The sequence below is a fragment of the Halomonas sabkhae genome (assembly GCF_030409265.1).
Taxonomy (GTDB): domain Bacteria; phylum Pseudomonadota; class Gammaproteobacteria; order Pseudomonadales; family Halomonadaceae; genus Halomonas; species Halomonas halmophila.
On sequence record NZ_JAUFPM010000017.1, the window covers coordinates 232,719 to 253,500 of the forward strand.

19 protein-coding genes are annotated in these 20,782 nt (G+C 63.7%); 11 read left to right on the plus strand and 8 right to left on the minus strand.

Annotated features, from left to right (window positions below):
- Nucleotides 1–189: 189 nt before the first annotated feature.
- The gene (locus QWY79_RS11860; protein ID WP_290272971.1) at nucleotides 190–2,142 is read left to right on the plus strand and encodes a winged helix-turn-helix domain-containing protein; all 1,953 of its coding nucleotides are present in this window, start codon (nucleotides 190–192) and stop codon (nucleotides 2,140–2,142) included.
- 49 nt (nucleotides 2,143–2,191) lie between these two features.
- On the opposite strand, the gene QWY79_RS11865 is transcribed toward QWY79_RS11860, so the two are convergent.
- The 5 genes from QWY79_RS11865 to pdxR all read right to left on the minus strand — a co-directional run bounded on the left by QWY79_RS11865 (nucleotide 2,192) and on the right by pdxR (nucleotide 8,623).
- Nucleotides 2,192–3,043, minus strand: a complete 852-nt coding sequence (locus tag QWY79_RS11865; RefSeq protein WP_290272973.1) for an ABC transporter permease — start codon at nucleotides 3,041–3,043, stop codon at nucleotides 2,192–2,194.
- A gap of 3 nt (nucleotides 3,044–3,046) precedes the next feature.
- The gene (locus QWY79_RS11870; RefSeq protein ID WP_290272975.1) at nucleotides 3,047–4,366 is read right to left on the minus strand and encodes an ABC transporter permease; all 1,320 of its coding nucleotides are present in this window, start codon (nucleotides 4,364–4,366) and stop codon (nucleotides 3,047–3,049) included.
- 77 nt (nucleotides 4,367–4,443) lie between these two features.
- On the minus strand, nucleotides 4,444–5,544 hold the full coding sequence (locus QWY79_RS11875; protein WP_290272977.1) for an extracellular solute-binding protein: 1,101 nt from the start codon (nucleotides 5,542–5,544) through the stop codon (nucleotides 4,444–4,446).
- A gap of 127 nt (nucleotides 5,545–5,671) precedes the next feature.
- The gene (locus QWY79_RS11880) at nucleotides 5,672–6,799 is read right to left on the minus strand and encodes an ABC transporter ATP-binding protein (RefSeq protein WP_290272979.1); all 1,128 of its coding nucleotides are present in this window, start codon (nucleotides 6,797–6,799) and stop codon (nucleotides 5,672–5,674) included.
- Nucleotides 6,800–7,120: 321 nt separating this feature from the next.
- Nucleotides 7,121–8,623, minus strand: coding sequence for a MocR-like pyridoxine biosynthesis transcription factor PdxR (gene pdxR, locus QWY79_RS11885; protein WP_290272981.1), 1,503 nt, complete (start codon nucleotides 8,621–8,623; stop codon nucleotides 7,121–7,123).
- A gap of 92 nt (nucleotides 8,624–8,715) precedes the next feature.
- Here pdxR and QWY79_RS11890 point away from each other — a divergent pair, with 92 nt between their 5' ends.
- Genes QWY79_RS11890 through QWY79_RS11900 form a run of 3 tightly spaced genes read left to right on the plus strand, consistent with a single transcriptional unit; the run spans nucleotide 8,716 to nucleotide 10,582 of the window.
- A complete protein-coding gene (locus tag QWY79_RS11890; RefSeq protein ID WP_290272983.1) occupies nucleotides 8,716–9,168 on the plus strand; it encodes a GNAT family N-acetyltransferase in 453 nt (150 codons plus the stop codon).
- A gap of 17 nt (nucleotides 9,169–9,185) precedes the next feature.
- Nucleotides 9,186–9,932: a GNAT family N-acetyltransferase gene (locus QWY79_RS11895; protein WP_290272985.1), complete on the plus strand. Its 747-nt coding sequence runs from the start codon at nucleotides 9,186–9,188 to the stop codon at nucleotides 9,930–9,932.
- Nucleotides 9,933–9,934: 2 nt separating this feature from the next.
- Nucleotides 9,935–10,582: an FMN-binding negative transcriptional regulator gene (locus tag QWY79_RS11900; RefSeq protein WP_290272987.1), complete on the plus strand. Its 648-nt coding sequence runs from the start codon at nucleotides 9,935–9,937 to the stop codon at nucleotides 10,580–10,582.
- A 209-nt stretch (nucleotides 10,583–10,791) separates the two neighbouring features.
- Here the strand turns inward: QWY79_RS11900 and QWY79_RS11905 are convergent, their stop codons facing one another.
- Nucleotides 10,792–11,676, minus strand: coding sequence for an aldo/keto reductase (locus tag QWY79_RS11905; protein WP_290272989.1), 885 nt, complete (start codon nucleotides 11,674–11,676; stop codon nucleotides 10,792–10,794).
- A 153-nt stretch (nucleotides 11,677–11,829) separates the two neighbouring features.
- Here QWY79_RS11905 and QWY79_RS11910 point away from each other — a divergent pair, with 153 nt between their 5' ends.
- Nucleotides 11,830–12,261, plus strand: a complete 432-nt coding sequence (locus tag QWY79_RS11910) for an OsmC family protein (RefSeq protein WP_290272991.1) — start codon at nucleotides 11,830–11,832, stop codon at nucleotides 12,259–12,261.
- Nucleotides 12,262–12,325: 64 nt separating this feature from the next.
- Here the strand turns inward: QWY79_RS11910 and QWY79_RS11915 are convergent, their stop codons facing one another.
- Both QWY79_RS11915 and QWY79_RS11920 read right to left on the minus strand, forming a co-directional pair.
- Nucleotides 12,326–12,994 carry a gamma-glutamyl-gamma-aminobutyrate hydrolase family protein gene (locus tag QWY79_RS11915; protein ID WP_290272993.1) on the minus strand — a complete coding sequence of 223 codons (669 nt, stop codon included), beginning with the start codon at nucleotides 12,992–12,994 and terminating at the stop codon, nucleotides 12,326–12,328.
- Nucleotides 12,994–13,983: an amidoligase family protein gene (locus QWY79_RS11920; RefSeq protein ID WP_290272995.1), complete on the minus strand. Its 990-nt coding sequence runs from the start codon at nucleotides 13,981–13,983 to the stop codon at nucleotides 12,994–12,996. Before QWY79_RS11920 ends, QWY79_RS11915 begins: the two co-directional genes overlap by 1 nt.
- Nucleotides 13,984–14,085: 102 nt before the next feature.
- Between QWY79_RS11920 and QWY79_RS11925 the strand changes: the two genes are divergently transcribed.
- From QWY79_RS11925 to QWY79_RS11950, 6 genes are all read left to right on the plus strand, one after another.
- Nucleotides 14,086–16,389 carry a mechanosensitive ion channel family protein gene (locus QWY79_RS11925; RefSeq protein WP_290272997.1) on the plus strand — a complete coding sequence of 768 codons (2,304 nt, stop codon included), beginning with the start codon at nucleotides 14,086–14,088 and terminating at the stop codon, nucleotides 16,387–16,389.
- 168 nt (nucleotides 16,390–16,557) lie between these two features.
- Nucleotides 16,558–17,337, plus strand: coding sequence for a ThuA domain-containing protein (locus QWY79_RS11930; RefSeq protein WP_290272999.1), 780 nt, complete (start codon nucleotides 16,558–16,560; stop codon nucleotides 17,335–17,337).
- The gene (locus QWY79_RS11935) at nucleotides 17,337–18,392 is read left to right on the plus strand and encodes a Gfo/Idh/MocA family protein (RefSeq protein WP_290273447.1); all 1,056 of its coding nucleotides are present in this window, start codon (nucleotides 17,337–17,339) and stop codon (nucleotides 18,390–18,392) included. Before QWY79_RS11930 ends, QWY79_RS11935 begins: the two co-directional genes overlap by 1 nt.
- 91 nt (nucleotides 18,393–18,483) lie before the next feature.
- The gene (locus QWY79_RS11940; RefSeq protein WP_290273000.1) at nucleotides 18,484–19,455 is read left to right on the plus strand and encodes a LacI family DNA-binding transcriptional regulator; all 972 of its coding nucleotides are present in this window, start codon (nucleotides 18,484–18,486) and stop codon (nucleotides 19,453–19,455) included.
- Between the two features lie 57 nt (nucleotides 19,456–19,512).
- On the plus strand, nucleotides 19,513–19,878 hold the full coding sequence (locus tag QWY79_RS11945) for a glutaredoxin family protein (RefSeq protein ID WP_290273002.1): 366 nt from the start codon (nucleotides 19,513–19,515) through the stop codon (nucleotides 19,876–19,878).
- Between the two features lie 376 nt (nucleotides 19,879–20,254).
- Nucleotides 20,255–20,704, plus strand: coding sequence for a hypothetical protein (locus tag QWY79_RS11950; RefSeq protein WP_290273003.1), 450 nt, complete (start codon nucleotides 20,255–20,257; stop codon nucleotides 20,702–20,704).
- Nucleotides 20,705–20,782: the final 78 nt, after the last annotated feature.

Sequence of the window (20,782 nt, forward strand, 5' to 3'; positions counted from 1 at the left end):
TCCTCCTCGATGAAGGCATGAATGGCGTTGGGCGATCCAGGAGAAACCACTCCCGTGCCCTCTGCTTCAGGTATAGCGCCTGGAGGAGCTGCATTCACGAGGCGTCGATGAGAATTCCATGAGGATTGCTCCGGGTCAGGCGGACCTGGCCTTGCTAATCTGACAGGACACGGCAGGCGGTGAGAGGCGATGACACAACCGGCGGGACTCATCCCGGGCACCAGGGAGCTCATGGTCGGCCGGGATGTCGAACTCGAGCAATTGATGGCACTGCTGGATGAGCAGGGGCCCCGGGTGCTATGGCTGCATGGCGTGGCGGGTATCGGCAAGAGCATGCTGCTGGGACACTTCGTGCAGCAGGTCGGGCAGGCGGATGTGCCATGCCTGTGCCTCGATGGTCGCGAGGTGGAGCCGACACCCGATGGCTTCATGGCGGCCCTGGAAGAGGTGTCGGGGTGCCGGATGGCGGCATCGGGGCGGCTCGATGCGCTGCTCGGAGACGGCCGCAAGGGGCCGCTGATCATCGTCGTGGATGCCATGGAATCCTTGTGCCTGCTGGAGGTGTGGCTCCGCCAGTCGCTGATACCGCGGCTGCCCGAGGGCGTGCGACTGTTGCTGAGTGGCCGTCATCGCCCGGCCACCGGGTGGTTCGATGGCCATGCAGAACCCGTGCGCTGCTTGCACCTGGAGGCGCTGGCCGACGCGGCGGCGGAGGCGTGGTTGCGGCGGCTGGGCTTTTCCGCGGCGCAGGCTGGCCATCTGCGCCAGCGGTTGCATGGGCATCCACTGGCCATCCGGCTGGCCGCCGCACTATTGCCGGCGCACCCGGATGTCCGGCTGCCCGAGGCATCCCTGCAAGAGATCATGGATCAGCTTGCCGAGCTGTATCTGGCCGATATTCCCGAGCACTTCCAGTGTCAATTGCTGGAAGGCGCCAGTCTGGTGCGACGTGTCTCGGAGCCCGTGTTGCAGGCGATGTTTCCCGGCGCCTCGTCCGCTGCCGCCTACGCCAGCCTGCGTTCGCTGGACGTCGTCGAGGCCTGGCCGGATGGCCTGAGGCTGCATGACATGGTGCGCGAAGCGCTCGGTCGCAGCCTTCACGCGCGTGACCCGCAGCGCCACGCCGCTTACCGGGCGCGCGCCTGGCAGGCACTGGTGGCGCAGACGACAGCCTCGGGGCGTCGCGAGCTGTGGCGATGCACGGCGGACCTGCTGTATCTGATCGAGAATCCCGTGGTGCGCGAGGCCTTCTTTCCCTCCGACCGCAACGAGCTGGCGGTGGAGCCCGCCAGGGCCGAGGATGCCACCTCGCTGAAAGCGATCATCGATCGCCACGAGGGACCGCAGGCTGCCCGGGCGCTATGGCACTGGTGGCAGGCGATGCCCGAGGCCTTCCGGGTGGTGCGCGATGCCCGGGGTGAGTGCCAGGGCCTGTGTTGTTGCTTCGACCCGGCGCAGGCGCCGCCCGAGTGTCTGGCCGAGGACCCGGTGACAGCGGCCTGGTGCCAGGCCCTGGAGGAGGATCCGTTGCCCGCTGGGCAGCGGGTACTCTTCATTCGCCGGTGGCTGGGGCGCGAAGAAGGGGAGCGGCCGGGGGAGGTGCAGGCCGCCTGCTGGCTGGCGCTGAAGCGTGACTACATGGCCATGCGGCCGGCATTGCGTCGTGTCCATCTGGTCCTCGCCGATCTCGCGCCCTATGCCGCCGTGGCCGAGACGCTGGGTTTCAGGCGGCTTGCGGAGCGGGTCGTGACGCTTGACGGAATCCCCTATCACTCGGCGGCTCTGGATTTCGGCCCGCGCTCGGTGGATGGCTGGCTGGCACGCCTGGCGGCCGAAGAGCTCGGGGTGCCCCGGGATACGCTGATGCTCGATCGACAGGCGCACGAGCTGGTCCGCCAGGATCGACGCATCCGTTTGACGCCGCTGGAAGCCGGGGTACTGGCCTGTCTGCTCGATCACCCGGGCGAGGCGCTCGCGCGGGAGCGACTGCTGGCCATGGTATGGGGCAGCCGCTACACCGAGGGCAGTAACAAGGTCGATGCCGTGGTGGTCGGATTACGGCGCAAGCTGGGTGACCAGGCAGGGCTTGTCGAGACGGTGCCCGGGGTCGGCTATCGATTTCATCCCTGGTCCGCCGAGTGAGCAAACACCCGACCCGGCGCATGGCAAGCATGGGCACGGCCCGGGGCTGTCAGCCCGGCGCCATCCCACGCATCCTCTCGTTGCGACGACGCAAGAGCTCCAGGGTGGTCAACAGCAGCATCGAGAGCAGCACCAGCAGGGTGGCGACCGCCAGGATGGTCGGACTGATCTGTTCGCGAATCCCTGACCACATCTGAATCGGCATGGTGCGTTGCTCGGCGCCGGCGATGAACAGTACCACCACGATCTCGTCGAAGGACGTGATGAAGGCGAATAACGCCCCGGAGACGACCCCCGGGGTGACGAGCGGCAGGACCACCTTGAAGAAGGTCCGGGTCGGGTTGGCCCCGAGGCCATGTGCGGCGCGGATCAGGGTGGTGTCGAAACTCGACAGTGTCGCCGTCACCGTGATGACCACGAAGGGGATACCCAGTGCGGTGTGCGCGAGCACCACACCCAGGTAGGTCTGGGCCAGGTTGATCTTGGAAAAGAAGAAGAACATGGCGGCCGCCGAGATGATCAGTGGCACGATCATCGGCGAGATCAGCAGTGCCATGATGGCCCCGCGCGCCGGCATGTGGCGACTCGACAGACCCAATGCCGCGATGGTGCCCAGCACGGTGGCCAGAAAGGTCGAGGCAATGCCGATGATGAAGCTGTTCTTGATCGAATTGAGCCATTCGCTCGAGGTGAAGAACTCTTCATACCAGCGCAGCGAGTAGCCCGCCGGGTCCAGGCGCAGCATGGCTTCGGAAAAGGTGAAGTAGGGTTCCGCGTTGAAGGAAAGAGGAATGATGACCAGCAGCGGGCCGACCAGGAACAGAAAGATCAGCGAGCACAGGCCCAGGAACACGTAGTGCCAGATTCTCTCGCCGCGCGTGGCATAGGATGGAATGGCCATGACTTACCCCAGTTTGACCTTGTCGATACCGACCAGTCGGTTGAACACCAGATAGAACACCACCACCACGAACAGCAGGATCGAGGCAATCGCCGCGGCCAGGCCCCAGTTCAGCGAGGTCTGCATGTGATAGGCGATGTAGTTGGTGATGAAGCGCCCGGACTGTCCACCCACCAGCGCCGGGGTGATGTAGTAGCCGATCGACAGAATGAAGACCAGGATGCTGCCGGCGGCAATCCCCGGGATGGTCAAAGGGAAATAGACCCGTCGAAATGACAGGAAGGACTTGCCGCCGAGCGAGCGGGCGGCACGCATGTAACTCGGCGGGATGGTCTTCATTACCGAGTAAAGCGGCAGGATCATGAACGGCAGCAGAATGTGCGTCATGGCGATGATCGTGCCGAGCTTGTTGTGGATCATTTGCCAGCGAGCTTCATCGGCAATGATGCCGATAGCGACCATCATGTCGTTGAGTACGCCCTGCGACTGGAGAATCGCGATCCAGGTCGTGGTGCGCACCAGGAGGGAGGTCCAGAACGGCAGGAGTACCAGGATCATCAACAGGTTGGAGCGTCGCAGGGGCAGGTTGGCGAGCAGGAAGGCAATCGGAAAGCCCAGTGCCAGGGTCGCCAGGGTGATCACGGCACTCATCCAGAAGGTCCGCCAGAACAGCGTGCCGTGAATCTTCATGTAATCGGGAACCGAGACGATTTCACCGCTGGGGGAGTATTTCTTGTCGATCGCTGCCAGGTAGTAGGACAGGGTATAGGGAGAGGATTCGCGCTTGATGATGCGCCAGGTGTCCACATTGCCCCAGTCCTCGTTGACCTCGATCAGTGACTCGCGATACGGCGGCTCGAGGTTGCGCAACCGACGAGCGGTGCGGCTGATCGTCGAACGCATGCCGGATTGTTCGTAATTGAGACGGCTGGATAGCAGTCCCAGGTTGCGCTCGGCCTGGCCTTCACGCAGGTCTTCCGCCAGTGCGGCAAATACGGGTTCGCCGGGCAGTTCACCGCTGTCGCCTTGCCATTCCTGCAAAGCGCTAACGGTCCTGGGCAGCGTCGAGGAAACTTCGGGATTGTCGACGCTGCGCCAGAGCATTTCGAAGATGGGCATGACGAAGGCGATCATCAGGAAAAGCAGCAGGGGGGAAACCAGCAGAAAGGCCCTGATCTTCGAGCGGCGCACCGCCCGCTGCAGGCTTTTCCTGAGTGGCACGCCATCGGCCGTGGTCAGCTCGCTCGCCGGTGACCGGGTGGATGACTCAGCCTGGGTTGAGTCTTCCGATGCAGCGTTGGAAGCAGATGTGGATCGGGACACGCGATACCTCCAGCACATGATGGACAGGATGTCTCGGGACATGCCGGTGGCATGTCCCGAGCGTGTCGATCAGAGGGTTACTGGGCCAGCCAGGCGTTGAAACGCTGGGTCAGCTCGTCGTTATAGTCCGCCCAGAACTCGTCATCCTTGGGAATGGCGGTGGCGAAGTTGGGGCCGTAGGTGGGCATGTGCTCCTTCATCTCGATACCGGTCTCGGCATGGGTCGATACCATGGGGGAGGAAGACTTGCGCGCCGGTCCATAGGAGATGTACTTGGCCTGATCGGCTAGGCGCTGGGTATCGGTGGCGAAGTGCAGGTAGTCCTTCACCTTGTCGAGCTTGCCGGTGGGCACGACCCAACCATCCAGCTCGAAGACCTGAGCATCCCAGATGATCTCGAACGGCTGATCCTCGGTCACCATGGCATTGAAGATACGTCCGTTGTAGGCGGAGCCGAAGGCCACCTCCTGGTCGGCCAGCAGTTGCGGCGGCTGAGCGCCTTCTTCCCACCAGATGACCTCGTCCTTGATGGTGTCGAGCTTGGCGAAGGCGCGCTGGATGCCTTCCTCGGTCTCGAGCACATCATAGACGTCCTCGGGGGCCACGCCGTCCGCGACCAGAGCCCATTCCATGTTGTTGATCGGCTTGCGCATCAGGGTACGCTTGCCGGGGAAGTTCTCCAGGTCGAACACATCGGCGATGCTGCTGGGCTGGTTGTCTTCCGGGAACATCTCGGTGTTGAAGGCGACGATATTGGAGTAGACGATCGAGGCCACGAAACACTCGTCCAGCGCGCCATCGACGAAGTCCTCGCTGGGGGGAGTGCCATCCGGGGCGTCGGCCAGCAGCTCGTCATGATTGAGTGGTTCGATGAGCCCTTCGGCACAGGCGATCAGGGCATCGGCCGGCAGCATGTCGACGATGTCCCAGGTCACGTTGCCGGCCTGGCTCTGGGCGCGCAGTCCCGCCAGGGCATTACCGCTACGGTCGATATTGACGATCTCGTCGCCGGACTTTTCCATCCATGGCTCGTTGTAGGCCTTTTGTTGGCTCATGCTGTAGGCGCCGCCCCAGGAGACGATGTTGAGCGTTTCCGCATGCGCATGAATGGCCAGTGGCAAGGCGGCCAGTCCAGCAATGGCGACACTGGTTCCCTTGAAGATTCGGTTCTTGCTCATGGCAACTTTCTCCGCTTGTTGTTGTGCTTTGCTTGGTTGATGTCGAGCACGACATGACGTTGCTGCTCAGGTTCTCCCAGTGTTGTAGAGGCAATGCCGGGAGGATTTCATGCCCGCCGGGCCACCCTTAGATATCCAGGGCGCGACAGTTGGCTCTCGACCAGCCGACCTGAATGGTCTGCCCGGGACGCAGGTGATCGAATCCTTCGGCGTTCGGCGTCTTGAGGATGAATTCCTCGCTGCCGCACACCGACAGGCGCGTCCGCAGGTGGTCACCGAGATAGATCACTTCCTGGACACTGGCCGTGAACTGGTTGTCGAAGGGAGCAGCGGCATCATCGGCGATGCATACCCGTTCCGGTCGCAGGGAAAGGGTGGTGCGAGTGCCCACCCCCTGGGTGGCAACGGCCTTGGCCAGCACGCTTTCGCCGCTGTCCAGACGAACCGTGCAATCGTCGCCCTGCTGCTCGGTGACTTCTCCCTGTAAGCGGTTGTTCTCGCCGATGAAATACGCCACAAAAGCGTTATTCGGCTGTTCGTAAAGCGTTTCAGGGGAGGCCAGCTGCTGCACGACGCCATCGTTGAAAACGGCAATGCGGTCGGACATGGTCAGGGCCTCGGCCTGATCGTGGGTCACATAGATCATGGTGACGCCGAGTCGCGCATGAATGCGCTTGATCTCGTACTGCATTTCCTCGCGCAGGTTCTTGTCGAGGGCCCCGAGGGGCTCATCCATGAGTACCAGGTTGGGTTCGAACACCAGGGCTCGGGCCAGGGCCACGCGTTGCTGTTGACCGCCGGACAACTGGGCGGGGCGTCGGTCGCCGAAGTCCTCGAGGCGCACCATTTCCAGGGCCTGGTGGACCTTGTGCTTGATGTCGCTCTTGCTCAGATGGCGGACTTCGAGAGGAAAAGCCAGGTTTTCCGCCACCGTCATGTGAGGAAAAAGGGCATAGTTCTGAAAGACCATGCCGATGCCGCGCTTGTGGGGTGGCAGATCGTTGATGGGCTCGCCCTTCAGCAGGATCTGACCGTGGGTGGGCGTCTCGAAGCCGGCCATCATCATCAGGCAGGTGGTCTTCCCGGAGCCTGATGGCCCCAGCAGCGTCACGAACTCCCCTTGCCGTATATCGAGGTTAAAATCCTTGACGACCAATTCGAGGCCGTCATAACTCTTTTGCACGTTGCGAAAGCGCGCAAAGCACGCACTCTCGTCCGCCGCCTCCTGCGGTTCAACTTCGAGACTCTGACTCATGCAAGATTACCTGCGTAGGAATTGTTGTATGCAGCGGTCCTTGCGTTCGGAGCGTACCGGGCAGGTTCGTGTGATCAGCCTGCTTTGTTGTATTTTTCGACGCCCCGAACGTGCTTGACGTGACTCAGCGTCGACACTCCAACTCTTGAGCAAGATGTGGGTTTCTACAAGTCGAGAAGGGATAAATAGCGTTGAAGTACCGGGTTCGTAAAACGGCTCTTGACCCACAAGGCCGGCATCACCGGGCCCGGTGATGGAGAGGGCAATCGGGCCCGGATCAGGCTCGCTCAGCCGCGAAGGTCTCGGGGCGGCTTGCCGGCTTCACCGGGGCCGCTGGGGCGTGACGTCGGGTGCCAGCGCCATCCAGTTCTCGCACAGCCAACGGCCGCCGCGTTCGATGTCGGCGTCACTGGCGCCGGCATAACCGAGTACCAGCCCGGGGCGTCCGGAACCCTGCTGGTAATAAGCGGACAGCGGCGATAACAGCAGGTCGGCCTGCCTGGCGCGTTCGACCAGCTTGCGTTCGAGGGCGTGGCTCTCCAGGAAGGCCACCAGATGCATGCCGGCGTGGCCGGAGGACAGCCGCAGCCCCTGTTGCACGGCAGGGGCCAGGGCGTTGCGCAGCAGGGCCTGACGATGGCGGTAGCACTGGCGCATGCGTGCCACGTGGCGTGCGAAGTGCCCCTCGCTGATGAAGTCGGCCAGCGCGGCCTGGGCCACATACTGGCCCTCGCGATGCAGGCGGGCATTGAGGCGCTGGAAGGGTTCGACCAGAGACGGGGGCAGCACCAGATAACCGAGCCTGAGTCCCGGGTAGAGTACCTTGCTGAAGGTACCGACATAGATGACCGGTGCATTGTCCATCAGTCCCTGCAAGGACGCGATGGGCGCACTGCTGTAGCGGAACTCACTGTCGTAGTCGTCCTCGATGATCCAGGCGTCATGTGCCTGGGCCAGCCCCAGCAGGGCAGTGCGGCGCGCCAGCGAGAGGGTCGAACCGAGCGGATACTGGTGCGAGGGCGTCAGGTAAATCAGTCTGGGGGAGGGCGTTGCATCCGGCAGGGACGCCACATCCATGCCGGCGTCGTCCACCGCCACGGGTTCCAGTTGCAGCCCGGCCGAGGCGAAGCAGGCCTGAGCGCCTCCATAGCCGGGCTCCTCCATCCAGACGCGGTCGCCCTCATCGGCCAGCAGGCGTGCAATCAGTTCGAAGCCCTGTTGAGCGCCCTGGGTGATGAGGATCTGTTCCGGCCGACATTGCACCGAGCGCGAGAGTTGCAGGTAGTCGCACAGGGCGTCGCGCAAGGCGCGCACACCGCCGGCGCTCTGATAATCGAACCACTCGAGCGGGGCGCCTTGTTGATGGCGGCGCAGCAGGCGCTGCCAACGCTCGCGGGGAAACTGGTCCAGGGCCGGCACGCCCGGTGCGAAGGCGGCCGGACGCTCGTCCGTGCGGCCGGCGAAGTCGAGCAATCGCTGGCCGCGACGGGATAGCGACAGCTCGGTGTCGGGAGCGGCGTTGCATGACGGTCTGGGAGCCCACTGCCATTCGGCGACGAAGACCCCCGCGCCCTGACGGGACACCAGAAAGCCCTCGGCAAGCAGCCGGTCGACGGCGCTCAAGACAGTATTGCGGCCGATGCCCAGCTCGGTGGCCAACTGGCGGGAAGAGGGGAGTGCCTGACCGGCGCTCATCCGGCCCTGTTGGATACCGCTTCTCAAGGCATCGTAGAGGCGCTGGCTGAGGGGGCGCGCGTCGCGCGCGGCCAGTTCCAGGTTCAAGGCTTCCTGAATCCACAGGCGGTTGGCGTTGGGATCGGCCACTGGTTCCTTCCAAATGCGGGGTATTGGTTCTTCTTGAGGAACCATTATGGCGGCAGACTGAGGCTCCGTCACCCGAAAAAGCGAGTTGAGACATGATTACCATCGTTGCGGCAACATCCGCGGATCTCGACCAGTTGGTGCCCCTGGTCGATGGATATCGACAGTTCTATCGACAGCCAAGCGACCCGGAGGGTGCGCGCCGTTTCATGGAAGCGCGCTTTATCCAGGGCGACGCCCATGTCCTGATGGCGAAGGATGCGCACCAGCAGGCCGTGGGCTTCGTGCAGATGTTTCCGGTGCCCTCGACCACCGGCCTGTCGCGGCGCTGGCTCCTCAATGATCTCTATGTCAGTCCGGACGCGCGCTGCGAGGGAGCCGGCAGTGCCCTGCTGGAGGCCGCGCGGGCGATGGCCGCCGAACAGGGCGTGCCCCAGTTGATGCTGCGCACCCAGGTGGAAAACGCCCGGGCCAAGTCCCGCTATCACGCCCATGGCTGGCAGCATGACACGGCCTTCGATACCTACCTGCTCGCGACGGGGGCCTGAGAATGTGCAGTGACAGGATGGCATATACGCATAATGACTACGCCCAGCCGGTCGGGCTGGAGGTCGTGGCCTGGTCACCGCCGGATGCACTCGAAGCCTCATCGATCACCGGCCACTATTGTCGACTGGAGCGGCTGGATGCTGGGCGACATGGCGACGACCTCTGGGCGGCCTGGCAGCAGCCGGACTCCGCCATCGCGGCAGATGTGGACGGCCAGGCTCGCTGGACCTATCTGGGTGGGCGACCCTTCGCCGACCTGTCCGGCTGCCGGCGCTGGTTGGCGGAGATGAGCGCCGATTCGGCATTGCAGTGTTTTGCCGTTATCGACCAGGCCGATGAGCGGGCCGTCGGCATGGGCGCCTATCTCAATGATGTACCCGCCGATGGGCGTGTCGAGATCGGCCACTTGAGCTTCTCGTCGCGCATGGCGGGCAGCCGGGTATCCAGCGAAGCCCTGATGCTGATGATGGCCGAAGCCTTCGGCAAGGGCTATCGGCGTCTGGAATGGAAGTGTGATGCCCTCAATGCCGCGTCGCGACGTGCGGCCGAGCGGCTTGGCTTTCGCTACGAGGGCATCTTTCGTCAGCACTGCGTGGTCGCCGGCCGTAACCGGGACACGGCCTGGTATGCCGTGATCGACAGCGAATGGCCGGCGATCGCGGCGGCCCAACGACGCTGGCTGGCCCCTGACAATTTCGATGCGGACGGGCATCAGCGGCAGGGGTTAGCGTCGCTGATGCTGGCCCAAGAACAAGAGGGATGACCATGCACCAGCCATCCAGATTCCGCATGGAGCAGCGCGATGACTGTCATCGGGTTATCGCTGAGGCCCCCTTTGCGACCCTGGTCACCAACCTGGCTGACGGGCAGTTGAGTGCGGATCATCTACCGCTGCTCCTGCAGCCCGCCGAGGATGACCGGAGTCGAGACCGGCTCATTGGTCATGTGGCGCGTGCCAATCCGCTGGTTCCGTGCCTGGAGGCGGGGGATGATGGCGGTGATGCCCTGGCCATCTTTCACGGCCCTCACGCTTATGTCACTCCGGGCTGGTACCCGGCCAAGCGTGAACACGGGAGGGTGGTGCCGACCTGGAATTATCAGGTCGTACATGTCCATGGTCGACTGCGGTTGATCGATGATCCCGACTGGGTGCTGGATATGGTCACTGCGCTGACCGAGCGGTTCGAGGGCGGGCGATCATCGCCCTGGCGGGTCGAGGACGCGCCGGAGGATTATATTGCGGGCATGTGTCGTGCCATTGTCGGGATCGAGTTGACCATTGAACGGATATCCGGCAAGCACAAGGCCAGTCAGCACAAGTCTCCGGAAGAACGCAATGCGATCCGTGAAGGGCTATGCCGGGAATACGGCAGGACCGAGTGGGAAGCGGCCTGCCTGAGCGGTCGGCAGTAAGGCTGGCAAGCCACGTCAGCCCGGAAGCCACTGCTTGAATACCTGCGCCGAACATTGCGGCACTACCGTCGCCATCCCTGGCGACTACCCTGCGGGGCGTCCGGGGGCGCTGCCCATTCGCTGCAGGCGAATCGGGGCGCCAACTCGGACGAAAGTTCGCTTCACGACTCGTTATATGGCTTCTGCGCGGCGACGTGGTTAGTGGTTGCTTAAACCATGTCGAGGGGTTCCTTGGCCACGGCCGACGGGAAGATGCTGTTCAGGCGTGCCAGGATGTCATCGCCCAGGCTGGCATTCAGGGCGGCGGCGTTGTCGCGAACGTGTTGCCGCTGGGCGGCCTTGGGCACGGCGAGGATATTGTGCTGGTCTTCCACTGGACGGATGGTCCAGGCCAGCAGCAGCTGGGCCGGGGTCAGGTCCAGCTCGGCGGCCGTGGCCAAGAGATCCGGATGATCGAGCATGTCACGGCGCAGACGGCCACCCTGGGCGAGCGGGCAGTAGGCGATCACCGGTATGTCGTGAGCACGCTGCCAGGGCGTCAGGCTGTATTCGATGCCACGCGAGCCTAGGTGATACAGCACCTCGTTGGCGGCGCAGGCCTCGCCGCCCGGTCGGTCGATCAGGGCGCGCATGTCCTCGACATCGAAATTGGAGACGCCGAAGCGACGGATCTTGCCGGCATCGCGCAGGCGCTCGAAGGCTTCCAGTGTCTCGTCGATCGGGATGCCGCCCGGCCAGTGCAGCAGATAGAGATCGAGATAATCGGTGCCCAGGCGCTGCAGGCTATCTTCACAGGCCTTCATGGCGGTGTCGCGGCCAGCGTTCCAGGGATACACCTTGGAGGTCACGAAAGCTTCGTCGCGTCGGCCCTTCAGGGCATCCCCGACGACTTTCTCGGCCTGCCCCTCGGCATACATCTCGGCGGTATCGATGAGGGTGAGCCCGTGATCCAGCCCTTCCTTCAAGGCACTGACTTCTTCCTCGTGCGTTGCATATCCCTCGCCCATGAACCAGGTTCCCTGGCCGATGGCGGGGAGCGTAACGGCTGGCTCATGGGCAGTGGCGGCTAGCGTGACTTCGGGACGATTCGACATGTCAGCTCCTGTTGAAAAGCGTGTGCGCTTGAGCGCCGCATTCTGTGTTGCCGTTATTCACGATGCAATGCCCCTTGTGTCTCAGCGGCGTCATCCCCATTGTCTAGACTGCAAGGGCAAGATTGCGACCAACCCAGGATACGAGGAGTCGACATGAGCATCACGAAGAACGGAAACGCTGTCTGGCAAGGTGGTTTGAAGGATGGCAAGGGTACGGTCTCTACGCAAAGTGGCGTGCTCGACGAGGCGTCCTACAGCTTTGCCAAGCGTTTCGAAGGCGAGGGTGGTTCCAACCCCGAAGAACTGATCGGGGCGGCGCACGCCAGCTGCTATTCGATGGCGTTGTCGATGATTCTCGGCGAGGCCGGTTACACGCCGGAGCGCATTGCCACACAGGCCGACGTCTCGCTGGTCGAGGATGAGAGCGGCTTCAGCATCAGCAAGATTCATCTACAGACCCGTGCCAGTGTTCCGGGCGCGGATCAGGCGGCTTTCGAGGATGCGGCCAACAAGGCCAAGGAAGGCTGCCCGGTGTCCAAGCTGTTCAATGCCGAGATCAGTCTGGATGCCAAGCTGGAGGGGTAAAATACTGCCCTGAACCAGGACGTTATCAGGCCACCCCAGGGTGGCCTGTTTCGTGTGTGGAGGTTCAACGGCGTCGTGCGGCATCGACCAGAGCACGAATCAGGCGTTGCTGGGGGCGATTGAAGATCAGCCATTCAGGATGCCACTGCACGCCGATCAGGAAGTCGTGCCGCCGGGATTCGATGCCCTGCACCAGGCCGTCGCGGTCGCGGGCGACGATCTCGATGCCGTCGCCGGCTTCCTGAACCGCCTGGTGATGCAGGCTGTTGATGCGGCACCAGGTGACCTTGAGGATCCGATTGAGCTGGCTGGCGCCGACGATATCCACCGTCTTGCGGGGCAGTACGGTACGCCGCTGCTTGAGGCCTTCGTGTGTGGTGTAGATGTCCGGGTCCAGGGTGCCGCCCAGATAGACATTGATCAGCTGGGCGCCACGGCAGATGCCGAGCACCGGTGTGCCGCCTGGTATGAAGCGTTCCAGCAACTGCAGTTCGAGGTCATCGCGCTGCGGGTCGACCCGCACGTCGAGGTGCATCTCGGCGTCATACAGGTGGGCCTGGATGTCATCGCCACCGCCGATGATCAGGCCGTCGAGGCGTGCCGGCACTTCCCGGGAAGGCGAGAGGCGCAGCGGTCGGCCGCCATGACGCCAGATCGCGAACCAGTCGAACCACCAGGCGATGCGACTCTTGTGATCGGACGTGGTAATGCCGATCAGGGGACGTTCCGACATCAGCGCCCCAACTTGTGTCGCAGCATGTTCCAGCAGCGGCGCGGCCAGCCGGGGCGATGGCGCGCCAGGTACTGCGCACCGCGTTCGGCCAGCGTATCCGGCGCCGCGGCCAGCACCTCGACCTCGAGCCAGCGATTCCACTCCAGGCTGGCGCCCCATTCGGGTTGCGCCAGTTGGGCGTTGGGCAGCCGGTAGTGATAGGTGGGGCGCGGCTTGACCAGATGGTCACCGAGCAGCTCGTGCGGGTGCTCCGGGTCCAGGTAGGCAAAGAGCGGCAGCAGGTCGAGCTCACGATTACGCGTCGGATTGTGTTCCAGGTAATCGTCGATCAGGGTCCGCAAGTCCGGCTCATAGTCCGGGTCCAGCACCTTGAGCGCATAGGCGCGCGTGAAGGGGTTGGCGTGCGGCAGGACCTCACGGGTGATGTCGACGTGGATCTGTTCGCGCAGCCAGCGGGCGGTCAGCAGGTAGGCGCGCAGGCAGTCGAGGATGTCCCGGGTCTCGAGGCTGGCGGCCTCGGGGTTCAAGTGCAGGCCGAAGCCATACAGCAGGCTGGCATCGGTGCCCTTGGCGCCGCGCTGGCGCAAGGCGTCAAACAGGGCATCGAGCTGGTCGAGTTCGTCCCAGGGCACCGGCGGGCAGACGATTTCGGTGGGCACCAGGCCGGTCACCACGTCGCCGATCAGTTCGCGGGTACGGTTATGAAAATCCTGGCGCATGCGCTGCCATTCGCTGTCGGGATCCGACTCCGGGGCGAAGCGCTGTTCAGGGTGGGCGTATTGGGTGTCCAGCTCGATGCCGAAGTCGCCCCAGCGGGTGTTGATCACCTTGAGACGATGCGCGCTGATGGCATCGAGCTCGCCACCGAACAGCGACTGCACCAGTTCGGCGGTATCCTGGGGCGGGATTCCCGCAAACTCGATTTCGACGCCGACCCGGCGTGTCCGGCCGTCGGCATTGCGCGGAGTGGGTGGCGGTTGCGGCGTCATGACGTCATCCTGTTGTCAGGTGGTGGAACCCTAACACACCGTCCTGGCGTATTTATGTCATGATACCCACTTTTACGCCTCATAGTCGCGACTGGAGACCCGATGCTGTTTGCCGCGCGCCCCTGTTTGCTTGTTGTGCTGTTGTGTCTGACATTGCTGGGTTCGTGGAACGTGGCCGCTCAACCGGCACCGCTTTCCGCCCTGGCGGAGGCCCGCCAGGCCGAGAACCTGGATCCGGCCGAGCTGCAGGCCTCGCTGGATCAGGTCATCTCGACGCTGGAGAATGACGCCAAGCGACAGGCGCTGCTGGAAAACCTGGAAGCGTTGCGCAGCGCCAATCAGCCGGCCGCGGAAGAGTCGGGCATTACCTCGCCCCAGGGCCTGCTGGGGGCCCTGGCCGACACCTTCAATCAGTTGGGGGAGCAGGCCGAGGCCGGTGACTCGCCACTGGAAGGCTGGCGACTCAAGCTGACCGAGGGCTGGGAGGACCTGACCGACCTCATCGTCGGCACCGGCAATGCCGAGCTGGTCCGTTTTGCCATCGAGCTGATGGTGCTGGTGGCCATCTGGGCTGGCCTGCTGGTGATCCTGATTGCCCTGGGACGCATGCTGGCCAGGCGACGCGACTGGCCGCTGGACCTGCCGCGCGAGCCGCGTGCCTCCCTGATGGTGATCCATTTTCTGCGCCGCATGCTGCCCTGGGCTCTGGCCTTCGCCATGACCCTGGGTATCGCCCAGCTGGTGCCGGGGAGTGCCGGCCGCACCGCGGCGCTGGTGATTGCCTATGTCGCGCTGTGCGGCCGCGCCCTGTCCGTGGTGGTCGAAACGGTCATCGCCGTATTCACGCGCGGTCATCGCTTCATGGCCGTGCGCATTCTGCAATTCCACGGCCTGCGCCCGCTGTTCATGATCGGCGCCTTGATCGCGCTGGGCGATGCCTTCCAGTCCTCGCGGTTGACCAGTTTCATCGGCCTCGATCTGGCGAGTCTGTTCTCGGTGCTGGCCAATATCCTGGCGGCCGTGCTGAGCGGGCGCTTCATCCTGCGCTTCAAGCGTCCCATCAAGCATCTGATCCGCAACCGGCCCTATTCGCAGCGCCGGGAAAAGAGCAATACCTCCGAGGTGATCCGGGTGGTCGGTGGCCTCTGGCATGTGCCGGCGCTGTTGCTGGTGGGCGGTTCATTGCTGGCGATCTTCGTCACCGGCGGCGATGTGGGCACGGCGCTGGCGCGTTCGATCATTTCGGCGGCCCTGCTGGTGCTGACGCTGGTGGTCGCCGGGGTGCTGCGTCGACATGCCGAAAAACGCACCAAAAAACGTCGACACAGCGAGTATCGCCGCCGCCTGGAACGCTTCGGCTACGCGCTGGGGCATGTGCTGGCCTGGATCGCCTTCGCCGAACTGTCGCTGCAGGTCTGGGGGGCTTCCCTGATCGGCATCGGCACCCAGGGAGTCGCCAGCGTGCGCATCGGCCAGGCGTTATTGGGGATCGGCTTTACCTTCCTACTGGCCTGGCTGGCCTGGATCTTTGCCGACACGGCAATCCAGCGCGCCCTGGTGTCATCGGCCCGCTCGCGGGGGCGGCGGGTCAATCAGGCGCGGGCCCAGACGATCACGCCCATGATCCGCAATGTGATCTTCGCCACCATCGTGATCATCGCCGCCATCGTGGGGCTGGCCAACCTGGGCGTGAACGTCACGCCGCTGCTCGCCGGTGCCGGTGTCATCGGCCTGGCCATCGGCTTCGGGGCCCAGACCCTGGTGCAGGATCTGATCACCGGCATCTTCATTCTCATCGAAGACTCCCTGGCGGTGGACGACTTCGTGCAGATCAATGGCCATATGGGCACCGTGGAAGGGCTCACGCTGCGCACGGTGCGTCTGCGCGACCTGGATGGCATCGTGCACATCATCACCTTCAGTCGCATCGACTCGATTCATAACATGTCGCGGCAGTTCGGCGTGGCCCTGATGAAGATCCGCATCCCCTACGACATGAAGATCGACGATGCCATCACCCTGATGCATGAAACCGCCAGGGCGCTGCGCCAGGACCCGATGATGCGCCATCACATCTGGTCGCCGCTGGAAATGCAGGGCATTCATGCCTTCGAGGATGGCTGTCCGATCCTGCGCATGCGCTTTCGCACCGCACCGGAAATGCAGTGGGATGTGGCGCGTGCCTTCAACCTGCTGCTCAAGCAGTGCATGGAAGAGCAGGAGGTCGATCTCGGCGTGCCACGCCTCAGCGTCAGCATGGAAGGGCGCGGCGGTGGCCGGCTCGACGGCAGCAGCGAGCGCGGCGATGGACGCGACGCCGCCGGCCGGGATGCCGGCGAAGCCGGCGTGGCGGATCCCCAGCGCCAGACCAGCGCGACTGGTAGTTCGCCGGATCCCGGTACCTGATACGTGCCCCGCGTCGTCATGAGCTGAGATGCGACCATGGTGGCACTGAGTAAACGTTTACGTGCATGTCGTAAACCTTTACTTTGTCGTCATGTCGCCACTCTCGATAGTGGTTCCGATAGCCAGGTGAATCGCGCCCGCCGGGGCGTCATCCAGAGGAGCCAATTCATGACGATCAAGGTCACGGTCTGGGGCGAGAACGTCCACGAGCAGACCAACGAGGTAGTTGCCCGCCTCTATCCCGAAGGCATGCACGCCTGCATCGCCGCGGCGCTCAACCAGGATGCGCAGATCGAGGCGCGCGCCGTCACCCTGCAGGACCCCGAGCAGGGGCTGCCCGAGGCGTTGCTCGACGATACCGATGTGTTGCTGTGGTGGGGCCACGCGGCCCATGGCGAGGTCCGCGACGACATCGTTGACCGTGTCCAGGTCCGAGTGCTGCAGGGCATGGGCCTGCTGGCACTGCACTCCGCGCATTACTCGAAGATCTTCAAGCGCCTGATGGGCACCACCTGCTCGCTGCGGTGGCGCGAGGCGGGCGAGCGCGAACGGTTGTGGGTGGTCAATCCCGGCCATCCCATCGTCCAGGGGCTGGGCAGCTATATCGAGTTGCCGCACAGCGAGATGTATAGCGAGCCCTTCGCCGTGCCCAATCCCGATGAGGTGCTGTTCATCAGTGCCTTCGAGGGCGGCGAGGTGTTTCGCTCCGGCCTCACTTACAAGCGCGGCAACGGCAAGATCTTTTACTTCGGCCCCGGCCACGAAACCTATCCGATCTACTACGACGCCCAGATACAGCGAGTGCTCAGAAACGCCGTGAAATGGGCGTGCCCCGAGGGCTCGCGGTGGATCGACAGCTGCCCCAATGTGCCGCCCGACCAGGCGCCCGATCCCGTCGAGGTCAAGGGCGAGAGCCTGCACAAGCCCGGCGAGGAGGGCTTCAAGTGATGCGACTGGCGATCATCGGCGCCGGCGGCATGGCCGGCGAGCATGCCAGGCAGTTTCACGCCCTCGAAGGCGTCGAGCTGGTGGCGGTCTGCGACCTGGATGGCGACAAGGCCCACGCCTTCGCCGACGAGCACGGCATCCCGGCGGTGTATACCGACCTCGAGGCCATGCTGGCTCGCGACGACATCCAGGCGGTGAGCAACGTGACGCCGGATGGCGTCCACCGGGCGACGACACTGGCCGCCGTCGCCGCCGGCAAACACGTCCTCTGCGAGAAGCCGCTGGCCACCAACGCCGCAGACGCCGAGGAAATGGCGGCGGCGGCCCGTGAAGCCGGGGTGATCAACATGGTCAACCTCAGCTACCGCGACGCCCCGGCGATCCAGCTGGCCCGCGAGCTGGTGGCCGAGGGTCGGCTGGGCCGGGTGATGCATGTCGATGCCAGCTACCGTCAGAGCTGGCTGGTGAGCGACGCCTGGGGCCGTTGGGACCAGGACAGCCAGTGGCTGTGGCGCCTCTCCGAGGCCCACGGCAGCAAGGGCGTGCTGGGCGACGTGGGGGTGCATATCCTCGATTTCGCCAGCTTCCCGGTGGGCGACATCGCCGCGGTGACCTGTCGGCTCAAGTGCTTCGACAAGGCGCCGGACAACCGCATCGGCGAGTACACCCTCGACGCCAATGATACCGCCCTGATGCAGGTCGAGTTTGCCGGCGGCGCGCTGGGCACCGTACAGGCCACTCGCTGGGCTACCGGCCATCACAACTCGCTGACGCTCTCGGTCCACGGCGACCGCGGCGCGCTGCGCGTCGACCTCGATGCGGCCCGTGACCGGGTCGAGGTGTGCTTCGGCGAGGATGTGCATCCTGCTCGCTGGAGCGAACTCACGGCGCCGCCGACGCCGAGCATCTACCGGCGCTTCGTCGATAGTGTCGCCAGTGGCATCAACGACCAGCCCGACTTCGCCCGTGGAGCGGCCTTGCAGAAGGTGCTGGATGCCTGCTTCGACTCCGACGCCCGTGGCGGCGTCCTGCGCCTGGAGGAGCAGGGCACCTGAGTCGCACCCAGCGGCTCGATCGGGCACAATCCAGTGGTCGGCGGCAGTAGATGGCGATCGACGTGGCCGGCCACCGGAGACGAGGCAAGTAATGGGCAGAGCAGCGGCGAAGACGGCCAACATTCGGGAAATCGCGCGGCGGGCGGGCGTCTCCATCGCCTCGGTCAGCCGCGCGCTCAACGACAAGCCTGGCATCAGCGAGGCGCTGCGCGAGCGCATCCTCACCATCAGCCGCGACGTCGAGTACCAGCCGAGCGCCGCTGCCCGCCAGCTCATCAGCGGCAAGGCCGCCGTGGTGGGGATCTCGCTGGGACGCCGCGATTTCGAGCTGCGGCCCTACTACATCCTGCTCTACCAGCACCTGACCGTGGCGCTGCATCGCCAGGGCATGGTGCCGATCTTCTTCGCCCACGACCGCACGGCGACCCTGCCCGAACAGGCCGGCGCCGCCATTCTGCTCGGCGAGTTCGCCGACGACCCGCGCCCCGAGCTGATGGCCTCCCATGGCGTGCCCTGCGTGCGCATCGGTCTGGCCGGGGAGGGCTTCTCGGTAGCGCCGGAGGATCGACACGGCATCTACCTGGCCACCCGTCACTTGATCGAGGGCGGACGGCATCGCATCGCCTTCGTCGGTGACGACCTGCAGAGCCCCCACAGCCAGCATCGCCTGAACGGCTATCGCCAGGCGCTCGATGAAGCCGGCCTCGAGCCCGCGCTGATCGACATCCCGCCCAACCTGGACCCGGCGCTGACCGGTTATCGTTGGCTGAGCCGGCGCCTCGAACAGCAGCCGCACGTCTATGATGGTCTGGTCTGCGAGAATGACGAACTCGCCCGAGGCTGCCTGACGGCCCTGCAGGATCATGGCCTGAGCGTGCCCGACGAGGTCGCGGTTACCGGCTTCGACGACCTGCCGAGCCTGGCGGAATCCCTGACCACGGTGCGCCAGGACATCGCCGGCATCGCCGAGATGAGCGTCGAGCTGCTCGGCGAGGCACTGGCGGGCAAGCCACCACGCCATGTCTCGATGCCGGTTGAACTGGTGGTTCGCGAGACGGGATAAAGGGCGAGTCCCGAGGGATGCCGGAGCGACTTATTTTGAGGGCAGGAGGAACACCACATGCGAACCTTGATCCAGACCTTGCTGGCACCGCTGACCTGGGTTTCGAAGAAACTGGGAACGGCCCCTGAAGTAAACCGTGACGCCGCGGCCCAGGCCGAAGTCGACCGTGCCTGTGAAGCCCTGGCGCTCTACCAGTTCTGGAGCTGCCCGTATTGCGTGCGGGTGCGCCGCGAGATCACCCGCCTCGCCCTGAACATCGAGATCCGCGACACCCGCCTCGACCCCGAACATCGCCGCGCTTTGATCGAAGGTGGCGGCAAGGGCCAGGTGCCCTGCCTGCGCATCGAAGAGAATGGAGAAACGCGCTGGCTCTACGAATCCAGTGACATTGTCGACTACCTGCGCCGACGCTTTGCGGAGTAGGGGAGTCGGGTTCGTAGCCAATTACGCAGCCGATTTACCCGTTCCCGACCCAAGTCAACGAAACCCGTATCGAGTCTGGCCCTATGATTGATTTAGTGGCAGTCTGAAATACAAGATGAGCCATCGGGGTATCAGTATCTGGTGTTTTTCGCAGGGTGGAAGTGGGAACACAATGGCCGCTCACGACCCAAAGCAGACGTGACAGCAAAGGCAGCAGGCGCGTGTATTGGTATTATATAGCCACGCCAGCGGAAAAACATCGAAAAAACAATGGTTTGATGTGGCGGCATAAGAATGTTGAACGCGCCCGATCGTTCAAGTCAATCAACGAGCGCGCTGTCTAATACCTGTTAAATTTAGGGAACCTTCAGGTGTCATGAGCAACTGGGCTCCACATGGCAAACGCTTGATCGCATTATCCATGTGCGAGAAGGGAAAATCTTTCATCGGTGCCGCCTTGCTACTTCGAAAGCAAGGCGGTTACGAGTACGTAGTTCTGCACCTTTTATGTCAGGGAATTGAGGTCTTGGGGAAGGGTTACCTCTTGCTCCAGAACTACGATGAGTACGAACCTCAGCTACGAAGCATCGGACACAATTTGGAAAAATTGCTGAGAGAGGTTGAGCAGGTATCTGGAATCAATTTGCGAGCCAGAGGGGTGCAAGCGGAAGTCACAGAACTTAACCAGCTCTATTCTCAACATTTACTGAGGTATGGGTCAGGAATGGACGTTTTTATCGATCCAAAGACTATCTCCTCAAACCGGGTTCTTCGGCGTCTTGCTGCAGTTCTTCGGTATGCAGATCGCACAGGTGCATTAATGTAAACATTTAAAAATTCGCGTCACTCGGACACCCTTTACGGCGCTTCGCTCTATAAAGGCCGCCGGTGCGCTTCGCGTTAG

Coding starts and splice junctions, on each gene's coding strand:
- QWY79_RS11865 (WP_290272973.1), bottom strand. CDS start 3,043: ATGGCCATTCCATCCTATGCCACGCGCGGCGAGAGAATCTGGCACTAC.
- QWY79_RS11890 (WP_290272983.1), top strand. CDS start 8,716: ATGATTACCATCGTTGCGGCAACATCCGCGGATCTCGACCAGTTGGTG.
- QWY79_RS11900 (WP_290272987.1), top strand. CDS start 9,935: ATGCACCAGCCATCCAGATTCCGCATGGAGCAGCGCGATGACTGTCAT.
- QWY79_RS11945 (WP_290273002.1), top strand. CDS start 19,513: ATGCGAACCTTGATCCAGACCTTGCTGGCACCGCTGACCTGGGTTTCG.
- QWY79_RS11950 (WP_290273003.1), top strand. CDS start 20,255: ATGAGCAACTGGGCTCCACATGGCAAACGCTTGATCGCATTATCCATG.
- QWY79_RS11940 (WP_290273000.1), top strand. CDS start 18,484: ATGGGCAGAGCAGCGGCGAAGACGGCCAACATTCGGGAAATCGCGCGG.
- QWY79_RS11905 (WP_290272989.1), bottom strand. CDS start 11,676: ATGTCGAATCGTCCCGAAGTCACGCTAGCCGCCACTGCCCATGAGCCA.
- QWY79_RS11935 (WP_290273447.1), top strand. CDS start 17,337: ATGCGACTGGCGATCATCGGCGCCGGCGGCATGGCCGGCGAGCATGCC.
- QWY79_RS11925 (WP_290272997.1), top strand. CDS start 14,086: ATGCTGTTTGCCGCGCGCCCCTGTTTGCTTGTTGTGCTGTTGTGTCTG.
- QWY79_RS11910 (WP_290272991.1), top strand. CDS start 11,830: ATGAGCATCACGAAGAACGGAAACGCTGTCTGGCAAGGTGGTTTGAAG.
- QWY79_RS11920 (WP_290272995.1), bottom strand. CDS start 13,983: ATGACGCCGCAACCGCCACCCACTCCGCGCAATGCCGACGGCCGGACA.
- QWY79_RS11915 (WP_290272993.1), bottom strand. CDS start 12,994: ATGTCGGAACGTCCCCTGATCGGCATTACCACGTCCGATCACAAGAGT.
- QWY79_RS11880 (WP_290272979.1), bottom strand. CDS start 6,799: ATGAGTCAGAGTCTCGAAGTTGAACCGCAGGAGGCGGCGGACGAGAGT.
- QWY79_RS11875 (WP_290272977.1), bottom strand. CDS start 5,544: ATGAGCAAGAACCGAATCTTCAAGGGAACCAGTGTCGCCATTGCTGGA.
- QWY79_RS11930 (WP_290272999.1), top strand. CDS start 16,558: ATGACGATCAAGGTCACGGTCTGGGGCGAGAACGTCCACGAGCAGACC.
- QWY79_RS11895 (WP_290272985.1), top strand. CDS start 9,186: ATGGCATATACGCATAATGACTACGCCCAGCCGGTCGGGCTGGAGGTC.
- QWY79_RS11860 (WP_290272971.1), top strand. CDS start 190: ATGACACAACCGGCGGGACTCATCCCGGGCACCAGGGAGCTCATGGTC.